This window comes from Pristimantibacillus sp. Z349TD_6, from assembly GCF_056173205.1.
Genome location: NZ_CM149662.1, coordinates 5,325,526 through 5,342,378, shown reverse-complemented (window position 1 = coordinate 5,342,378; position 16,853 = coordinate 5,325,526). Strand labels below are relative to the sequence as shown.

14 protein-coding genes are annotated in these 16,853 nt (G+C 42.6%); 12 read left to right on the top strand and 2 right to left on the bottom strand.

The window, feature by feature from the left end:
* Positions 1-19: 19 nt before the first annotated feature.
* The 8 genes from AC0VYE_RS23495 to AC0VYE_RS23460 all read left to right on the top strand — a co-directional run bounded on the left by AC0VYE_RS23495 (position 20) and on the right by AC0VYE_RS23460 (position 9,280).
* Positions 20-565, top strand: a complete 546-nt coding sequence (locus AC0VYE_RS23495; protein WP_475443052.1) for an RNA 2'-phosphotransferase — start codon at positions 20-22, stop codon at positions 563-565.
* A 145-nt stretch (positions 566-710) separates the two neighbouring features.
* The gene (locus tag AC0VYE_RS23490) at positions 711-1,706 is read left to right on the top strand and encodes a cell wall hydrolase (protein WP_475443051.1); all 996 of its coding nucleotides are present in this window, start codon (positions 711-713) and stop codon (positions 1,704-1,706) included.
* 319 nt (positions 1,707-2,025) lie between these two features.
* The gene (locus AC0VYE_RS23485; RefSeq protein ID WP_475443050.1) at positions 2,026-4,008 is read left to right on the top strand and encodes a helix-turn-helix domain-containing protein; all 1,983 of its coding nucleotides are present in this window, start codon (positions 2,026-2,028) and stop codon (positions 4,006-4,008) included.
* A 223-nt stretch (positions 4,009-4,231) separates the two neighbouring features.
* A complete protein-coding gene (locus tag AC0VYE_RS23480) occupies positions 4,232-4,861 on the top strand; it encodes a hypothetical protein (protein ID WP_076271514.1) in 630 nt (209 codons plus the stop codon).
* A 227-nt stretch (positions 4,862-5,088) separates the two neighbouring features.
* Complete coding sequence (locus AC0VYE_RS23475; protein ID WP_076271513.1) at positions 5,089-5,784, top strand: response regulator transcription factor; 696 nt, start codon at positions 5,089-5,091, stop codon at positions 5,782-5,784.
* Positions 5,781-7,250: a HAMP domain-containing sensor histidine kinase gene (locus AC0VYE_RS23470; protein WP_475443049.1), complete on the top strand. Its 1,470-nt coding sequence runs from the start codon at positions 5,781-5,783 to the stop codon at positions 7,248-7,250. The genes AC0VYE_RS23475 and AC0VYE_RS23470 overlap by 4 nt, the downstream gene beginning before the upstream one ends.
* Entirely contained in the window at positions 7,247-8,350 is a 1,104-nt protein-coding gene (locus tag AC0VYE_RS23465; RefSeq protein ID WP_475443048.1) for a hypothetical protein, read from the top strand. Before AC0VYE_RS23470 ends, AC0VYE_RS23465 begins: the two co-directional genes overlap by 4 nt.
* 180 nt (positions 8,351-8,530) lie before the next feature.
* Positions 8,531-9,280, top strand: coding sequence for an N-acetylmuramoyl-L-alanine amidase family protein (locus AC0VYE_RS23460; RefSeq protein WP_076271511.1), 750 nt, complete (start codon positions 8,531-8,533; stop codon positions 9,278-9,280).
* Positions 9,281-9,344: 64 nt separating this feature from the next.
* Here the strand turns inward: AC0VYE_RS23460 and AC0VYE_RS23455 are convergent, their stop codons facing one another.
* Positions 9,345-10,139, bottom strand: coding sequence for a helix-turn-helix domain-containing protein (locus AC0VYE_RS23455; protein ID WP_475443047.1), 795 nt, complete (start codon positions 10,137-10,139; stop codon positions 9,345-9,347).
* Between the two features lie 115 nt (positions 10,140-10,254).
* On the opposite strand from AC0VYE_RS23455, the gene bglX reads away from it, so the two are divergent.
* From bglX to AC0VYE_RS23435, 4 genes are all read left to right on the top strand, one after another.
* Positions 10,255-12,429 (top strand): beta-glucosidase BglX, encoded by a 2,175-nt coding sequence (gene bglX / locus AC0VYE_RS23450; RefSeq protein WP_475443046.1) that lies wholly within the window; start codon positions 10,255-10,257, stop codon positions 12,427-12,429.
* A gap of 671 nt (positions 12,430-13,100) precedes the next feature.
* Positions 13,101-14,903 carry a glycoside hydrolase family 3 protein gene (locus AC0VYE_RS23445; RefSeq protein ID WP_475443045.1) on the top strand — a complete coding sequence of 601 codons (1,803 nt, stop codon included), beginning with the start codon at positions 13,101-13,103 and terminating at the stop codon, positions 14,901-14,903.
* A 150-nt stretch (positions 14,904-15,053) separates the two neighbouring features.
* Positions 15,054-15,509 carry a VOC family protein gene (locus AC0VYE_RS23440; protein ID WP_475443044.1) on the top strand — a complete coding sequence of 152 codons (456 nt, stop codon included), beginning with the start codon at positions 15,054-15,056 and terminating at the stop codon, positions 15,507-15,509.
* Between the two features lie 52 nt (positions 15,510-15,561).
* Entirely contained in the window at positions 15,562-16,152 is a 591-nt protein-coding gene (locus AC0VYE_RS23435; protein ID WP_475443043.1) for a TetR/AcrR family transcriptional regulator, read from the top strand.
* Between the two features lie 65 nt (positions 16,153-16,217).
* Here AC0VYE_RS23435 and AC0VYE_RS23430 read toward each other — a convergent pair whose 3' ends face one another.
* Complete coding sequence (locus tag AC0VYE_RS23430) at positions 16,218-16,826, bottom strand: discoidin domain-containing protein (protein WP_475449706.1); 609 nt, start codon at positions 16,824-16,826, stop codon at positions 16,218-16,220.
* Positions 16,827-16,853: the final 27 nt, after the last annotated feature.

Below are 16,853 nucleotides of genomic sequence, written 5' to 3'. Positions count from 1 at the left end.
AAAAAGGAGGGACAACAAAATGTTAACGGAAAAACAAGAAGAATCTCTAAGTAAGTTCATGAGTAAAATTTTGAGGCATTCGCCTGATGCTTTTGGCATTACATTAGACCAAGAGGGATTTTGTAAACTGGATGATTTCGTTTCCTCCATTCGGAATGAAGCAAGATGGAGCAGCATTCAAAATAGTGATATTGAGCAAGTCGTCCGTCATTGTAAGAAGCAGCGATATGAAATTACGGGTGACTCTATTCGTGCAAACTATGGACATAGCGTTGAAAGAATAACTTATAAAGAGGCGAAGCCCCCTGGCCTATTGTTTCATGGAACGAACACTAAGGTTTCGAATATTATTTTAGCCGAAGGTTTAAAGCCAATGGGAAGACAATATGTTCATCTTTCGGAATCGCTTGATTTTGCTACACTTGCAGGAAAAAGGCGAGGAGAACTAGTCATCCTGCATGTTAACACCGAGCTTGCATTATCTCTTGGCGTCAGCTTTTATTTGGCTAATAATGGCGTTTGGCTTTCTGATTTTATACCGCCTTCCTGTATCTTAATGAAGTAAGGGTTTTCATTTTTTTGTCCTTTTGTATCGTTTGTGGTTAATTCTGTGAAAATGTTAATGCTAAAGTCCCAATAAACTGTGATATAATTTTGCCCAGAAGATGAACGTTGGATTTTACACCAACTTAATTAACTGGGAGGTACGCATGATCAGAGATGCCAAGCGGATTAGAGGTCTTATCATCACCATGATATTGGGTTTGTTTCTGCTTTGTATCGGACCTATGTCGAGTGTCCACGCAGGGAATGCAGCTGCTGCGGAAGATTGGACGATTAAATTTAATGGGAAAATAGTGAAGATAACGGATCCGCTTTATGTGTCAGAAGGACGATTGTTTGTTCCGGTAGCCCGCATTGCTGATATGTTCGGTGCAAAGTCGAGCTGGGATAATGTGAACGAAGAAGTAACCATACATACAGAATTAAAAGATAAAGTCGTGCTGGGAAATGGAGTACCAGTCGTATATTTTAACGAAGCCCGTTATAAATTGGATGCGGCGCCATTTTTAAAGGACAATAGGCTGTATGCTCCTCTGCGCCAATTGTCAGAAATGCTGCATGCTAATGTGGTATTGAATGCAGAATCAAACGTTATTGAGCTTATAAAAGTACAGCCTGCTGTAATAACAGAAGAGTATGGCTTGGATGAAATCAGCAAGGAGTTTGGCAGCACCAAATCAGAGCTGCTCAAATGGAATGGACTCGATAGCAAGGCGAAGATCAAGCCGGGAACAAAGCTCAAGGTCGTCATTCCTTCAAATGTTGATCAAATAGCAAAACCGTTCACGGAAGCGGATTATATGCTGCTAGCTAAGATTACGATGGTTGAAGCAGGTAATGAATCCTATGAAGGACAGCTTGGATTAGCGAATGTTATATTAAACAGAGTGAAGGATGAGCGGTTTCCGGATACGATACGCGACGTCATTTATTCAGGCAAGCAGTTTCCTCCAGCGCATAATGGACTTTTAGATAAAAGTAAGCCAAACGCAAGCTCACTTCGTGCAGCGAAAGATGCGCTTAACGGCAAAAATAATGTGGAGAATGCCGTTTATTTCTTCAATCCCGATATTTCCAAAGGATCGTTTTGGTCCAGCTTAGATGTTATTGTGACAATCGACAATCATAGCTTTGCAAAATAGTTGTAAGCATGGAATAGGTGAAAAAACCTATCATGGGTCAAACCCCAGTCAAGTAGACAATTGAAAAAAGTTATGCAGCCAGCGTGCACCGATATTCAATCGGTGCACGTTGTTTTTGTTTGGCTTGAATCTCTGGTGCAGGTACAACTTACTTCTCTGTTTTGAGATGCGAGAAGAATTGGAAGCATTGATCAGAGTGGACGGAATGGGCAAATGTAAAAAAGGCAATTGTCACTCAGAAGGACTATCATTTATAATGGAGTTTAATCGAGAATTGTTCTCAATGTAATAATGTGCAGCCGGACGGGGAGTGGAACGATTGAAATTAAATGATCACATACTAATATGGAATCATGCTTTTATACAGGTAATCGATGTTCGCCATTCAGCAATGGAGCATGGGGAAGCACTGCGAGCTTATCGTTTGCCTGCCAGTGCATTTTTGTATACAATACGTGGAAGTGCTGAGGTATGGCTAGATGGGAACGCCTATGTTGCCAAACAATCGTTTATTTTTCATGGCGGGAAAGGAATGAATCTGACTATTCTGGCTATAGACGAGCTGGAATATTATATGATTTTGTACAAGCCGACACTAACGTTGCCGAATCGCGAGGAATTTGTGAACAGAATAGGACAGAATAATCCCTTCCAATATCAATATGCTTTTGCTCCAAGCTATCCTTTAGCTTTATTTGATAAGCTAACACGGTTGGAGAAAGAGTGGAATCAAACTACTGCACTCGGTAAGCTGCATGTGAAGTCGATTTTTTATCAGTTCGTCTATGAGCTGTTAAGGCAGCTGAATCATCAGGATGTTAAACCGATAAGGCCGGACCTGGCTTCACTGGCAACTCATTACATACATGAGCATTACTCTGAGATGATAACATTAGAATCAATAGCCCAAGCGCTCGATTGCAGTGAGGGACATTTATCCAGGCAGTTCAGGAACACGATGCAAAATAGTCCGATTCATTATTTGAGTCAAGTGCGGATGAATCAAGCTATACAACTGCTTATGCGAACGGAGGCAACATTACAGGAAGTGGCTGAACAGGTGGGATTTCCGGATGCTCACTCCCTTAGTCGCAGCTTCAAGAAATATATCGGAATATCTCCTGCCCGATTTAGGAAGAAGCATGCTCATGATTGGAGAGATCAGGAATTGCCCTTATCGATGAATAGAATTGCCGTTTTGCTAAATAATAATCACCTTTATAATGATAATGAAAATCATTTTCAATATAAGACAGGGAGAGAGTTATTGATGCAAAGAAGAACGAAGATCGCGATCATGGCTTTGGTAATGTGTGTTTCATTATTGGTGAGTGCTTGCGGGAGTACAGCAAATACAAATGTAAATTTAGAAGTGCAAGCGAATAAGACTGCAGGAACAAATGCTGAACAGATTAATCAGCAAGCTGCGGCTACAGTGAAAACAAGAATAGTATCTACTCAGAAGGGTGATGTAGAGATACCGGCCGAGCCTAAACGAGTGGCATCCGATCAATATTTAGGTTATCTAGTGAAACTTGGTATAGTACCTATCGGGGTTAGAAGCTACATGCTTAACGAGGCATGGATCAGCAAATCAGGCATATCGAATGATTTGATTGCGGGCATTGAGGATCTAGGCGATTTTCCTATGAATCTGGAGAAATTAACCTATCTAGAGCCGGATTTAATTATAGGTTCAATTGAAGAAAATATTGAGCTTTATGAGAAAATCGGAACGACAGTTTTTTTGCCTTACTGGGAAGGCGAATCGACAGCGGGACCGTTGGATAAATTCCGTAGAATTAGTGAATTATTCGGTAAGGAACAGGCAGCAGAGCAATGGATAGCAGAATATGAGCAAAAAGTAGATGAAGCTAAAAATAAAATATCCGGAATCATCAAAGAAGGAGAGACCGTATCCATTGTACAAATTGGTTGGGATGGTTTGTATGTACTGGCTGCCGAAGGCGGTAATTATGGTAGTTCAACCATCTATCAAATGCTGCAGCTGCCGCCTACTGAACATGCACTCAATATGAAAAACGGATTTGAGAAAATTTCTCTTGAGGTGTTGCCAGAATATATGGGTGATCATGTGTTTCTGTATGGGGCAGAAGATGAAGGAGCAGAAAAAATCTTGGACAGCAATGTCTGGAAGGGCGTTCCTGCTGTTAAAAAAGGACAGGTTTACAATTATGGTTCTTCCGGTGAGAAAGAAGATGAGTTTGTAATGGAGGATCCCTATTCGCTGGAGCTGCAACTAGACAAGATTGTTAAAGTTCTATTAGCTGGGGAAAAATAGATCGCCGCTGAACCATTGCAGGTTGCAGAAACAAGGGGAACAAGTCCAATGGATTTGTTCCCCTTGTTGTTAAGAGGACGAAGACAGAGCTGCCGTATCGTTGTTGGATGACTGAAACCATTTGTGGTAATCTATAATAGATTTGCAGTAGAGCTGCCGTATGATATGATCGCAATGAAGCCTACTTTACAGGATGATAGTATGATAGGAGACAGGTGGAACTATGAACTTAAACAATGAGACAACTGACTTGGAAGTAAATAGCGAGGAAAAAGAGATGTCCAAGGAGGAATGGGCGGAACTTATAAAAGCTGTTTACGATAATGGCCTTGCAGCTTTAAGAATACATTATAACGATGTTGAGGCACAGGTTTCGAATTTCCATGATTATGGCCCAGTTTTTATATTTCATGTGAAGGATGAATCGGGTAGTCGATATTCCTGCGGTTTTTTTCTGCATGAGTTGCTTAACAGGTTCCAATCGGACAATGACCCTGCAGTATGGATGTCTTCATTTTTCGTTGAACTTATGGAGACGAAGGGTGGCAAGCCCCTCCCAAAACCAGCAACGAATGAAGCTGAGGCTAAAGCGATAATTGACAACATACTCGTTCCGGAATGTATAAAAGCAGTAACGGAAGAGTTTGCTTCGGAGCAGGTACATGCAGGTCTGGCTTGGAAGGAAGACCACGGTCCAGTCTTTGAAGCTGGATTTCCGGCGCTCACAGGCGGAAATAATGTATGCGCGATTTCTTTGCATTTTTTGTTGATTCATTTGCAGTTGAACCGGGATCCAGGAGATCTGTTGATTCAAGAAATGTACAACATTCGAAAAGAACATGGCATAGGCTAACATTTATGAATCAATGTATTTAGCGCAACCCGATAAGGGTTGCGTTTTTTTTATTCGTACGCAGCGAGCAACTTCAAATTTTAATAGTCGATATTTGCTTTTTTGCACATGCTAAGTATATCCAACTGTTATGCACCCGACTTGTTTCAATACTGTAAACTTTTGTGGGCTTAGTTGTTTGTGAAAACGAGGCTGTGATACGATCAAGGGTGAATGGAGATGAACGAATGGAGCTTACCAAAATTTTGATCATAGAAGATGAAGAAGCAATAGCTGATTTGCTTGCATATGGCTTGCAGAAAGAGGGATTTCAGACCAAGCTTGCTCATAACGGCAAGGATGGCTTAAGAGAAATCGAAGAGTTCAAGCCTGATCTGCTGCTGCTTGATTGGATGCTTCCCGATCAAAGCGGACTAGATATTTGCAAGCAAATTATGGGGAAATACATGCTTCCGATCATCATGATTACGGCTAGGTCTGATATTTCCGACAAAGTTATCGGAATGGAGCTTGGCGCCGACGACTATATTACAAAACCATTTGATATGCGTGAAGTAATCGTCCGCATTCGTACATTACTGCGTAGAATCAATCCTATAACGGCTGTGAACGAAGAAGCAGCGCCAGCAATCATCAAATTCAAAACGATAGAAATTAATGTACCCGAAAGAATGGTCAAAAAAGACAATGAGCTCATCGAGCTGACACCAAAAGAATTTGACCTATTGATGACTTTGACAAGCTCTAGAGGACGCGTATTTACTCGTTCAAATTTGCTTGATTTAGTATGGGGCTACAATTATTTTGGTGATACTCGTACCGTGGATATTCATATTCAGCGTTTGCGTAAAAAGCTTGATGCCAATGACATAATTACTACGGTATTTCGTGTCGGGTACAAATTCGAGAAGAATGTGGAATGAATATGGTACAGTCTATCAAGGTTAAGTTTTTAATCGGATTGTTAGTTATTTTTTTCAGCTCGTTATTGCTGCTGCATCATTTTGTCATGCAAATTATTGAATCAAGCAACGAAACCATCATTACGCAGGATTTGAATACGATGAAGAAAAACAGCAATGTTTATGTTAAACAGACGTTTATGATTAATCATTACAGTCATGATGAAATTTATTTCGAGCAAATGTCTAAAGAGTTGGTTGTTGATTTAAAAAACATTACGTCTAGCCAAGTGGCTGTTTATTCATTAAAGGGCAAGCAGCTTGCTGCATCGGACAGTGCTCCCTTCATGAGTCCTCTTGGAGACGATTTCAAGCATGCGCTCAAGGGAGAAACCGCTTATACCATCTCCCATCAAGAAAAAATATCTACGATCTATTTTTCATATCCTGTTGTCATTGACGGTGAAAAAATAGGTATTTTACGATTTTCCAAAGACGTATCGATGCTTTATGAGAACAGCAGGCAAATATTAGATGTCATTTTGTATGTCACGATCGCTATCTTTGCTATGGGCTTGCTGCTTTGTTATGCATTGTTCTGGAACATTACACTGCCCATCGTCAAGATGACCAAAGTTTCAACAGAAGTGATAAACGGTAATCTTAATGTCCATATCTCTTTAAACCGAAAGGACGAGCTGGGCAAGCTTGCTCATAACTTCAATCAAATGATTGAGAAAATTAGGCTTCAAATCGGCAAAATAGAAAAGGACCGTGACCGCCTTAAAGAGTTAAACCAGCACCGCAAGCAATTTTACGACAATGTTACCCATGAGCTGAAAACACCTCTCACCTCTATCATGGGTTATGCGCAGATGATTAAAGACAACGGGCAAAATGATGAGGTTTTTTTCGAGAAAGGTATTGCGCATATAGCGGATGAAAGTGCTCGCCTCCACGAAATGGTTTTGCAGCTGTTGGAGTTGTCCAAGGAAACAGACTCTAAAGCATCCTTTGAAATGGTTGATGCTGGGTTCATTTTGCAAAGCGTTTGTGAAGGTATGGTGTTCAAAGCACAAAAGTATAGCAAAAATATTGTTTGCGAATTAGAAGATCATCTCATCATTGAAGGCAGTCCAACTAAATTAAGACAGCTGTTTATCAACTTGATTGATAATGCGATTAAATACAGCGATGCTTCCTCTGAAATTATAGTGAAAGCAGATCTGACCTCCGAGGTCATACAATTCACTTTTAAGAACCAGGGAGATGTCATTGCACCAAAACATTTAGCCCGTATTTATGAACCTTTTTATAGAGAAAATGGTCGTCTTGTGAAAGAAGTCGGGAGCCGTGGATTGGGACTTAGCATTTGCAAAGCCATTGTAGAAGAACATCAAGGAACCATTCAAATCCAAAGCGCGGATAGAGAAACAAGCGTTATTGTTCAAATCCCGCAATTTGATATCAAGCAGGTGACCTCGTGATTAGAAAATCAGTATTTGCTCTGCTTATCCTCGTTATTTTGTCGGGCTGCGCATCTACGAAATTTAATTCAAGAACCGTCGTAATACCAGATACAGAAGCTGCACCGGAATTGGCCCATTCGAACGGTGATTTTGAAGTAAGCAAAATATATCGCATGTTTGAGGAAGAAGAGAGCGATATCCGAATTCTCGGATGGACAGACAATGATCAAGTTCTTGGCTTGCTCAACAATATTGATTCAACTCAAACCCTGCATCGCTTCGATTATAAGAAACAAGCGATGAATAAGGTTTTGAGCTTCCCTCAAAATGCAGAAGCAAGCATGGTTTCCCCAGATGGGTTATATATCGCTGTTTACGTTTGGGATAACAACAAAAACAGAACGCTGAAGATCTACAGCCTGATTGATGGCAAGACGATTACTGCCGAAGATATGCAGAGCCCATTGTCGGCTACGATGATCTGGTCTAACAACAGCCGATATCTCTCTTTTTTCATATGGGATGATCAGAAAGTAGAAAAGCTGGCCGTTTACGACGTTACGACTAAAAAGATGAAGAAATATGATGTTCCGAATGATAGCGATAAAAGCTGGTCGAGATATGCGAAAATGTCTGATAATGGGGAAACGGTATTGATCATCAAACAAATGTATGATGGACAATCGATCTTGTTCGGTAAAATAGACGGGACTGTAATTACCAGTTTGTATAATCATCTGTTGAATCGTGATGGGACGGTAGACTTTCTCAATAATGATCAAATATTGTTTGTCAGCGAGAACAATTTGCTGTTTGCATATGATCGTCGCAATAAAGCTACCACGATCTTAGGTGAGCAAGTGGGTAATTTCCAATTAACAAGGGATCGCAAATATATTGCCTATTCGAAAGACTCGCTGAATATCTATATTGCCAAATTGCAAGGAAACAATCTTTTAAATGAACAGGAGGTGTTCAAAGGAATAAATCCGGGTCAAATGGAGTGGAGTCCATCGGGCAACAAGCTCTATTTGAGCGGCTGGAAGTCATTTGACGCTCAAGTTAAAAGCCAATTGTCCGTACAGTTACCGATGAATTACATTATTGAGTTTAAATAAAACATGTTTCCAAACAGCCATCACTGCTTCCATCGGTGATGGCTGTTTTTTTTGTGTTTCATAAGACGACGCATTTCAACATTTTTAGATACAACTTGTTTACAAATTGGAGAAGTGCTCGAAATGAGGATTATGTATAAATAAAGAAGCTGCTAAACATCTATTACTTAGGAGGACAACATGTACTCGTATACGAAAAAACGAAAACCACGTATAGTCAGGCTTATTGTGTTTTTATTCACTCTAATTTTAATTAGTATAACTTTAATTGGCTTTGCCGCAAACAAAGAAGAAAAGTCGCAAGCTCTGTCAGCCAATCCGCCAATTGTTCCAACGAAGCAGCAATCCTTGGATGGAAAACCAGATAGGATATACAAAGTTGTCATTGATGCAGGACATGGTGGCAAAGATCCTGGAGCGGAAGGAGCTAGCGGAAAAAGGGAAAAACATTTTACACTATCGCTATCACAGAAAGTGTACGAGCTGTTAAAGCAAGAAAACATGTTTGAGCCGCATCTAACCCGGAATGATGATACGTTTATTGATCTGGACGTACGTCCTGATATAGCGAATCAAATGGAAGCAGATGTGCTTCTATCTATTCATGCAAATACCTATAAGGACGAGAATGTTGGTGGAATTGAAACATTTTATCGTTTTGATGAAAATATTGAATTAGCTCAGACCATGCACAATCAAGTTGTAAAGGCAATGGGTTTTCGGGATCGCGGAATACGGAATGAAGAGTTAAAGGTTCTTTCACTAAGCAAGGTGCCGGCGATTTTGCTCGAAGTAGGTTATTTGACAAATCCCGCTGAAGAGGCAGTATTGCTTGGAGAAGATGGACAAGACCGTGCTGCGAAAGCTATTGTTGAAGGTTTGAAGCAATATTTTAAAAACAATTCAGAAGATGCAATCATACAATCCTAATAAGAATGTAATCCATTTTATATAAAAGGTAATGAGACAATAAGCCACGTCCTCTGGACGTGGCTTATTGTTTTTCTGTCATTTGTTTTCGGTATGCGCCAGGTGAGATGCCGTAATACCGCTGGAACACGCGATGGAAGTAAGTATAGCTGCCGAATCCGGTTTCTTCAGCAATGCGTTCGAGCGTAAGCGGACTTTTGCCCATTAATTCAAGCGCCATCGCTAGACGCACCTTCTGCGCATATTGCATGATGGACATGCCGAATTCAGCTTTGAACAGCTGAACCGAGCGGGATACGCTTAGTCCCGTATGTTTTGCAGCATCGGTTAAAGTAAACGGAATCGCCGCATGCTCCTCGATATAAAGCTTTATTTTATATGCCAGCAGCTTTGGACCGGAGTTGTAGGAGGTTGCTTCATCTATGGCTCTATCGAGCAAATAGCAAAGTGATTGCATCAGCGTACATAATAGTTCAGGATTCCCGCCGTCATGCCGTCTGCTTTCTAATATTAATTGCTGCCATAAAGCCGCTATTCTGCCGTTCTCACCTATTTTTGTTTTTTGAGGTCTTCGCTGAAGCTTCCACCATTCATCAAGCCAAGGACCGCTGCAGATCACATAATAGTCTCCGCTTGGCCCAAGCTCGCCAATTCTCAGATCATAAACTTCACCGGGGGCAAATAGAAGAAGGTCGCCAGGCTCGATGATATCGACCTGCCCTGCAATCAATGCTTGGCATAAGCCTTCAGTCTGCAATCGAATGATATAGGTTTCGAGGCCGGATTTATAGGTATGCCTAAAAGGCGTATTATGGTACATAAAGGCACAATAGTCGAGCTTTATTCCAGTTTCCTTCATTACTTTTTCTCCTCTTTCATAAGCAGATCGTTGATGTTTATCATTAGTTTGTTTCTACACATGCCTGTCTATTTCCTTCATAATGGACAGTATATACATGAAGGAGTTGTTATCGATGGCAGGAAACAAAAAGTTGTTCTCGTCGGAAATAAAGGAGAAAGTATTTTCCTTGGTTTCCCAAATGACATTAGAAGAAAAAATTGGCCAAATGTCGCAATTTGACTGGGGCTTTCATGCGATAAATCCGGATGCCGGCGGTGAGATCAATCTAATCATGAAGGATCTCATCGATAAAGGAATGTTAGGCTCGTTGTTTAATTTATCGGGCGTTGAACAAGCGAATACACTGCAAAAACAAACCATTGAAAAGTCACGCCTTGGCATACCGATGATCGTTGGGAGAGACGTTATTCACGGCTACCGTTCAGTATTCCCTATTCCACTCGCGCAATCGGCAAGCTGGAATCCAGCTCTGATTAGAAGAACAGCAGCAGCAGCGTCTAAGGAAGCAGCTTCCGACGGTATTTCGTGGGTGTTTGCACCGATGATCGATATTACGAGAGATCCTAGATGGGGAAGAATTGCCGAAACGATGGGAGAAGACCCTTATATAGGCGAGATTATGGCAAAAGCGTGGGTTGAGGGTGCCGAGCTCGAAGATGCTTCAAGCGAAAGCCTCTCTGTAGCAAGCTGTCCTAAACATTTTGCCGGATATGGATTTGCGGAAGCGGGCAGAGATTATAATACGGTAGACGTCTCGGACCGCGTGCTGCGTGAAGTTATTTTGCCTCCGTTTCGTAAAGCGGTTGAAGCAGGAGCGCTTAGCATTATGGCCTCCTTTAATGAATTGAATGGCATTCCTGCATGTGCCAACCGTTATTTGCTTACGACTATTTTACGGGAGGAATGGGGCTTTGAAGGCGTCATCGTTAGTGATTACAATGCTCTAGGCGAATTAATCACTCATGGGGTTGCCCGAGACGCAGAGGAAGCGTGTGAAATTGCGATTAAAGCGGGTACGGATATGGATATGCATTCAGGCATATTCTACAAATACTTGCCGAAGCTCGTTCAAGAGGGACGGGTTGCCGAAAGCCTGATCGACGCTGCTGTAGGCAGAATTTTAGCTGTAAAGATGAAACTTGGATTGTTCGAGAATGCATACGTAAATCCAGAACGAAGCCAAAGCGTTATTTTGTCAGAGGAGCATGTGGCATTGGCGCGCGAGGCAGCAAAAGAGTCTATCGTTCTGCTTAAAAATGATAATCGCATACTGCCTCTTTCTAAGCAGCTGAAAACGCTGGCTGTTATCGGACCGTTGGCAGCGAACACGAAAGACCCGCTAGGCTGCTGGGCAGCGGATGGCAATGCGGATGATGTCGTTTCACTGCTTGAAGGCATTAAAGCGAAAATATCACCAGACACAAAGCTGCTATATGCGGAAGGCTGCGGCATTGAAAGTGAAGACGAGAGCGGCTTTGAACAGGCGCTGGCAGCAGTTGCTGGGGCGGATGCTGCTATTATTGCAGTAGGCGAAAGTCTGACGATGAGCGGTGAAGGAAACTCCCGATCAGAACTGGACTTGCCTGGTAAGCAGCGTGAGCTCGTAGAAGCAGCAATACAGCTGGGCAAGCCGGTTATCGTTGTTTTGTTCAACGGCCGTCCACTGACAACGGTTTGGCTGGATGACACGGCAACAGCAATAGTAGAAGCATGGCACCTAGGTATTCAAAGCGGCAATGCAATAGCTGATGTCTTGTTTGGAGACTATAACCCAAGCGGCAAGCTGACAGCAACATTCCCGCGGAGTGTAGGACAAATCCCGCTTTATTATTACCGGAAGAACACAGGACGTCCTCCAGGAGGCGTGTATTCTTCAAGATATATCGATGGTCCAGTGCAAGCATTGTATCCGTTCGGGTACGGTCTGAGCTATACGGACTTTGAATATGACAATCTTGTCGTGAGCTCAGCTCGCATAAGCAGCTCGGATTCCGTATCTGTTTCTGTAAATGTTACGAATACAGGCAGCGTTACGGGTGAAGAAGTGGTGCAGCTGTACATTCGTGATGCAGCGGCAAGCGTAACACAGCCTCTCAAAAAACTAAAAGGTTTTGCCAAGGTGAGCTTAAGTGCCGGCGAGATGAAGACGGTGACATTCTCGGTAACCCCTTCGGAGCTTGCAATCATAGGGGCAGACGACCGTTTGTCAGTTGAGCCTGGTATTTTTCAACTGATGGTTGGTCCTCATTCCGAGAAGGGCTTGATCGGTGAAATCACAGTAGAGTAATTGTGAACAGGGGATGCTGTTCCTGCAGTAGTATTGAACTCGCCAGAGTGAGCGCTCGCTTTGAGCAGAGATATTATAGAACATGAAAAAATAGCGGTGAAGGGTTATCCCTTCAGCGCTATTTTTTCAATTTGGTGCATGGTTGCTTGCTTAAACCGATTATGGGCAAGCGAATACAAGCGAAGCACTAGTCTTACCTTTGGTATGCTGCGAAGTTGCGATACTGAAATGTAAGTGCCGCTTTGCCTCAAACATCGCCAGACCTCCAGACCTCCCCAAGTCGAATCTCTAAGGAACTGTATCATGCTTATTATTCGAAAAATACCCTTTTTTACGTATTAACGAACCTTATTGGCGCTATTACAAGGTTTACAGGGTCTAATGGGCTGTTCTTCTCGAAATAGCGATTCTGGAGTTCGTTACAATTTTATTAAACTATGAATGCTTCAAATAAGCATTGCTGGGTTCGTTAGTTATTGTCTGACAAGTGTTGTTTTTTGAGCGGATTTAAAAGCATGGATAACTATAATAAATAATGAATTTCCAATATTGTTCTCCTAAAAATGGTCGTGCTACACTAGGCAAGAAATGTGAATGAAGGGGATTTATTCGGAACATATGGGCAGTATTAACTCATATCATCCGAAATGAATAAGCAAAGGAAGGTAACGATGAAGAAGCGATCAGTTATGTTATTTACATTTGTAATGGTTATCGCCATAGCTGTAATATTCGTAATAGCACCGATTGACTTCCAAAAAAGGAGCAAAGAACCCGAAACGGTTCAAACACCATTACCTTCGGAATCTACAGACAAAGAGATAACCAATGCGAGTAAAGCTAAACAGCTTGTAAGTCAAATGACGGACAAGGAAAAGATAGGCCAGCTTGTGATGTATACACCTACGGGTCAAGCGGATTCATTCTCAAATAAAATGATCAAGGAATATGGTGTGGGCAGTGCCCTCTTGAATCGACGAATGAATTCTGCTGCCGATACTGCCCGGTTTACTAATGCGCTCCAGCAACTGGCATCTGAATCTAGATTAGGTATCCCTCTATTTATTTCTGGCGATTTGGAATACGGCGCTGCTCAAAGAGTACCTGATGAGGCAACGGTATTGCCAAGACAGATGGCAATTGGAGCTACACAAAATGTGGATTATGCGGAACAAGCTGCGCGCTTGACGGCTGTTGAATCCAAAGCAATGGGTTTTCACTGGAGTTTCTCGCCGGTCGTTGATGTCAATTCGAACCTGATGAACCCAGTGATTGGTGTTCGGTCTTTTGGAGAAGACACGAAGCTTGTAAGCGATATGGCTGTTGCAGAGGTGAGGGGTTATCAAAACGAAGGAATGATATCTAGCGCCAAGCATTTTCCAGGGCATGGGGATACAGGTTTTGATACTCATATGTCGTTATCCAAAGTGTCTTACAGCGAAGAAGTGCTGCGAACCGTGCATCTCCCCCCATTTCAAGCAGTAATCGATCAAGGAATCGAGTCTATTATGACTTCACATATTATTATTGAAGCGATTGATGCTGAACTTCCTGCGACACTCTCAAAGAAAGTTCTTACAGGTTTGTTGAGAAAGGAAATGGGATTTAAAGGGATCATTGTCACAGATGCTATGGTGATGCAAGCGATATCCGACAATTGGGGAACGGGCGAAGCTGCGGTTATGGCCATCAATGCAGGAGCAGATATCGTCATGGCAAATGGCACTGAAGCTGATCAATTCGATACGTTGGAGTCCCTTTATGAAGCATTGCAGGCCGGCAAGCTCGAGAGAAGCCGAGTGGATGAATCGGTGGAACGGATACTGACCTATAAATTCAAGCTAGACATGTTTGATCATCGTTTGGTAGACATTGATCATGTGAGCCAAGTAGTTGGGAAAAAAGAACACCGTGAGTTAGCTGAGCGAATGGCACTGAATTCTATAACGCTCATCAAAAATGACAATGTTCTTCCATTTGATGCGGAAGCAAATCAGACAACGCTTGTCGTAAGTATGGCTTATGCAGATCAGATTGCAGAAGCAGTTAGGCAAATAAGCAAAGGCAAAGTCATTTCTTATCAGGCAGCAAAAGCTGCGGGAGAAGTGTTAGATGCTACAAAGTCAGCGGTTAAGAAGGCGGTCGAGAAGGCTGAAAACGCAGATCGAATTATTGTGTTTACGAAGTCGGATCAGCAAATACCACAAGGGCAAGTGGATCTGGTGAACGGATTACTTGCAACTGGAAAGCCGGTAGCAGCTGTCTCCCTCGGAAACCCAAGCGATATTTTGGGATATCCGAATGTGAAGGCATATATTTCAACCTATGCGCTTGATAATTGGTACTGGATAACGCCGATTCCAATATCGTGGGAAGCTGCTGTGAAGGTCATATTCAGTTCCAAACCACAGGGGAAGCTGCCTGTGACCTTAAATAACGAATACTCAAGAAACTTTGGCTTGAGTTATCGCTAGCCTGACATAAGAAATGACCTTCTTTATTTCCGGAAGGTCATTTTTTTGCGATCGGCCTAGAGTAAATAACAAAACTATTTACATACATACAGTATGTATGTTAATATCCAACTATATTCAATCCTATAAATACTAAAGGAGAGCTTCCATTTGAAAATGAACAGTTTTTATCCAGTTGTGATGTCACAGGATGTAGCGAAAAGTGCTGATTTTTATCAACGTTACTTTGGTTTTGAAGTTGTGTACGAGTCTGACTGGTATGTGAGCTTGCGGAAGACGGGTGAAGGGCAATGTTTTTATGAATTAGCGCTGCTATCAGCAAGTCATTCCACGGTTCCCGCGAGCTATCGTAAGAAAGCGGAAGGTTTGATTCTTAACATGGAAGTTGATAATGTAGATAGTGAGTACAAGCGCTTGGTCCTTGACGCGAAGCTGTCTTTGGAGCAGGATATTCGCGATGAGGATTTTGGGCAACGACATTTTATTCTCTCTGATCCCGGCGGCGTATTAATAGATGTCATTGCAATTATTCCGCCCTCGGAACAAGAAAGCATGAACTATGTGCAATCCGTGTGGCAGCAAGAGGGAGCAGCAGCTGATAATTAAATGAGCTTGCTTGAAGCTCCTTCTGAGCTTTTAAGAAAATAGGAGCAACTGGATGAGGAAAACGAAAAAAGATACGGAAGAGACGATTCATAAGCTAGAGGAAGTGGCGAGGCATCATTTTACCACTTTCGGATTTGCGGAGAGTTCACTAGAGGAAATAGCCAAAGATGCTGAGGTCACTCGGGGGGCTGTTTATCACCATTTTGGCAGTAAAAAAGGTTTATTCCGAGCGGTGCTTTCACTTGTTCAATCTGAAGTAGCGCAGCGGCTGGAGGAAGAGGCTTCGCTTAGCGACGATTTGTGGGAGCAATTATGTCTGGGATGCAGGGCATTTGTGACTGTCGCAATCGAGCCGCAAAACAGGCGGATCATGTTAATCGATGGTCCTGCTGTGCTTGGCTGGGAGGAGTGGCGGCTTCTGGATGAGCAGCAGTCGATGAAATTGCTGCTTGAACAGCTGGAAATGATGCAGCAGCAGGGCTACCTTAAGGGTGTTCGTCTGGATGCGGCCACTCATTTGTTGTCGGGAGCTATGAATGAAGCGGCGCTTTGGCTCGCACAAATATCGGATACTGCTGAGGCTGCTGAAGCGATGGAGGAATGTTTGCACACGCTGCGTAAGCTTCTAGACGGCCTTCGTTAAATGAGAGACAAACAAAACAAAGCCTGACCGACAGTTATCGGTCAGGCTTTGTTTGTGTTTACCTATTAAGAGCCGTATACCTCGAAATCAAAAAGCGAGTATCCGTAAGCAGTACCTCGTGCCGTGCAAAGCACTCTTACATATCTTCCGCTTTTGGATGCAAACGTAATATCATCGATGGCTCCATTGCCCGTTGTCGTTGTAAAAGCGTCTGTCCAAGTTGTACTATTTGTGGAAACTTGGATTTTATAGCCTTTACCGTAAGCGGCTTCCCAGTTTAATTTCACACGGTTGACGTTTTGAATGGAACCAAGGTCTACGTAAATCCACTCGTTGTTGCTTCCTTCAACACTCGCCCATCTTGTCGTCGAATTGCCATCCGTCGCTTTGGAAGCTTCAAAACCTGCGCCCTCAATTGAGCTTGCTATAGCGGTCTTGCCTAAAGCAAGGTTCGTTGTTGTTGAATTCGGACTCGTTGTTGCGCTGGCTGTATTGCTGCTCGCAGAAAGATTGCCCGCAGCATCAATGGCCTTCACTGTATAACTATATGACGTGGAAGCGTTTAGGCCTGTGTCAGTAAAGGTCGTACCGGAAGGCGAGCCTACTAATGTGCCGCCGCGAAATACTTGATAACCAGATACGCCAACATTGTCGGTAGAAGCTGACCAGCTCAAGTTAATTTGGCTGCTGGATGCAGAAGA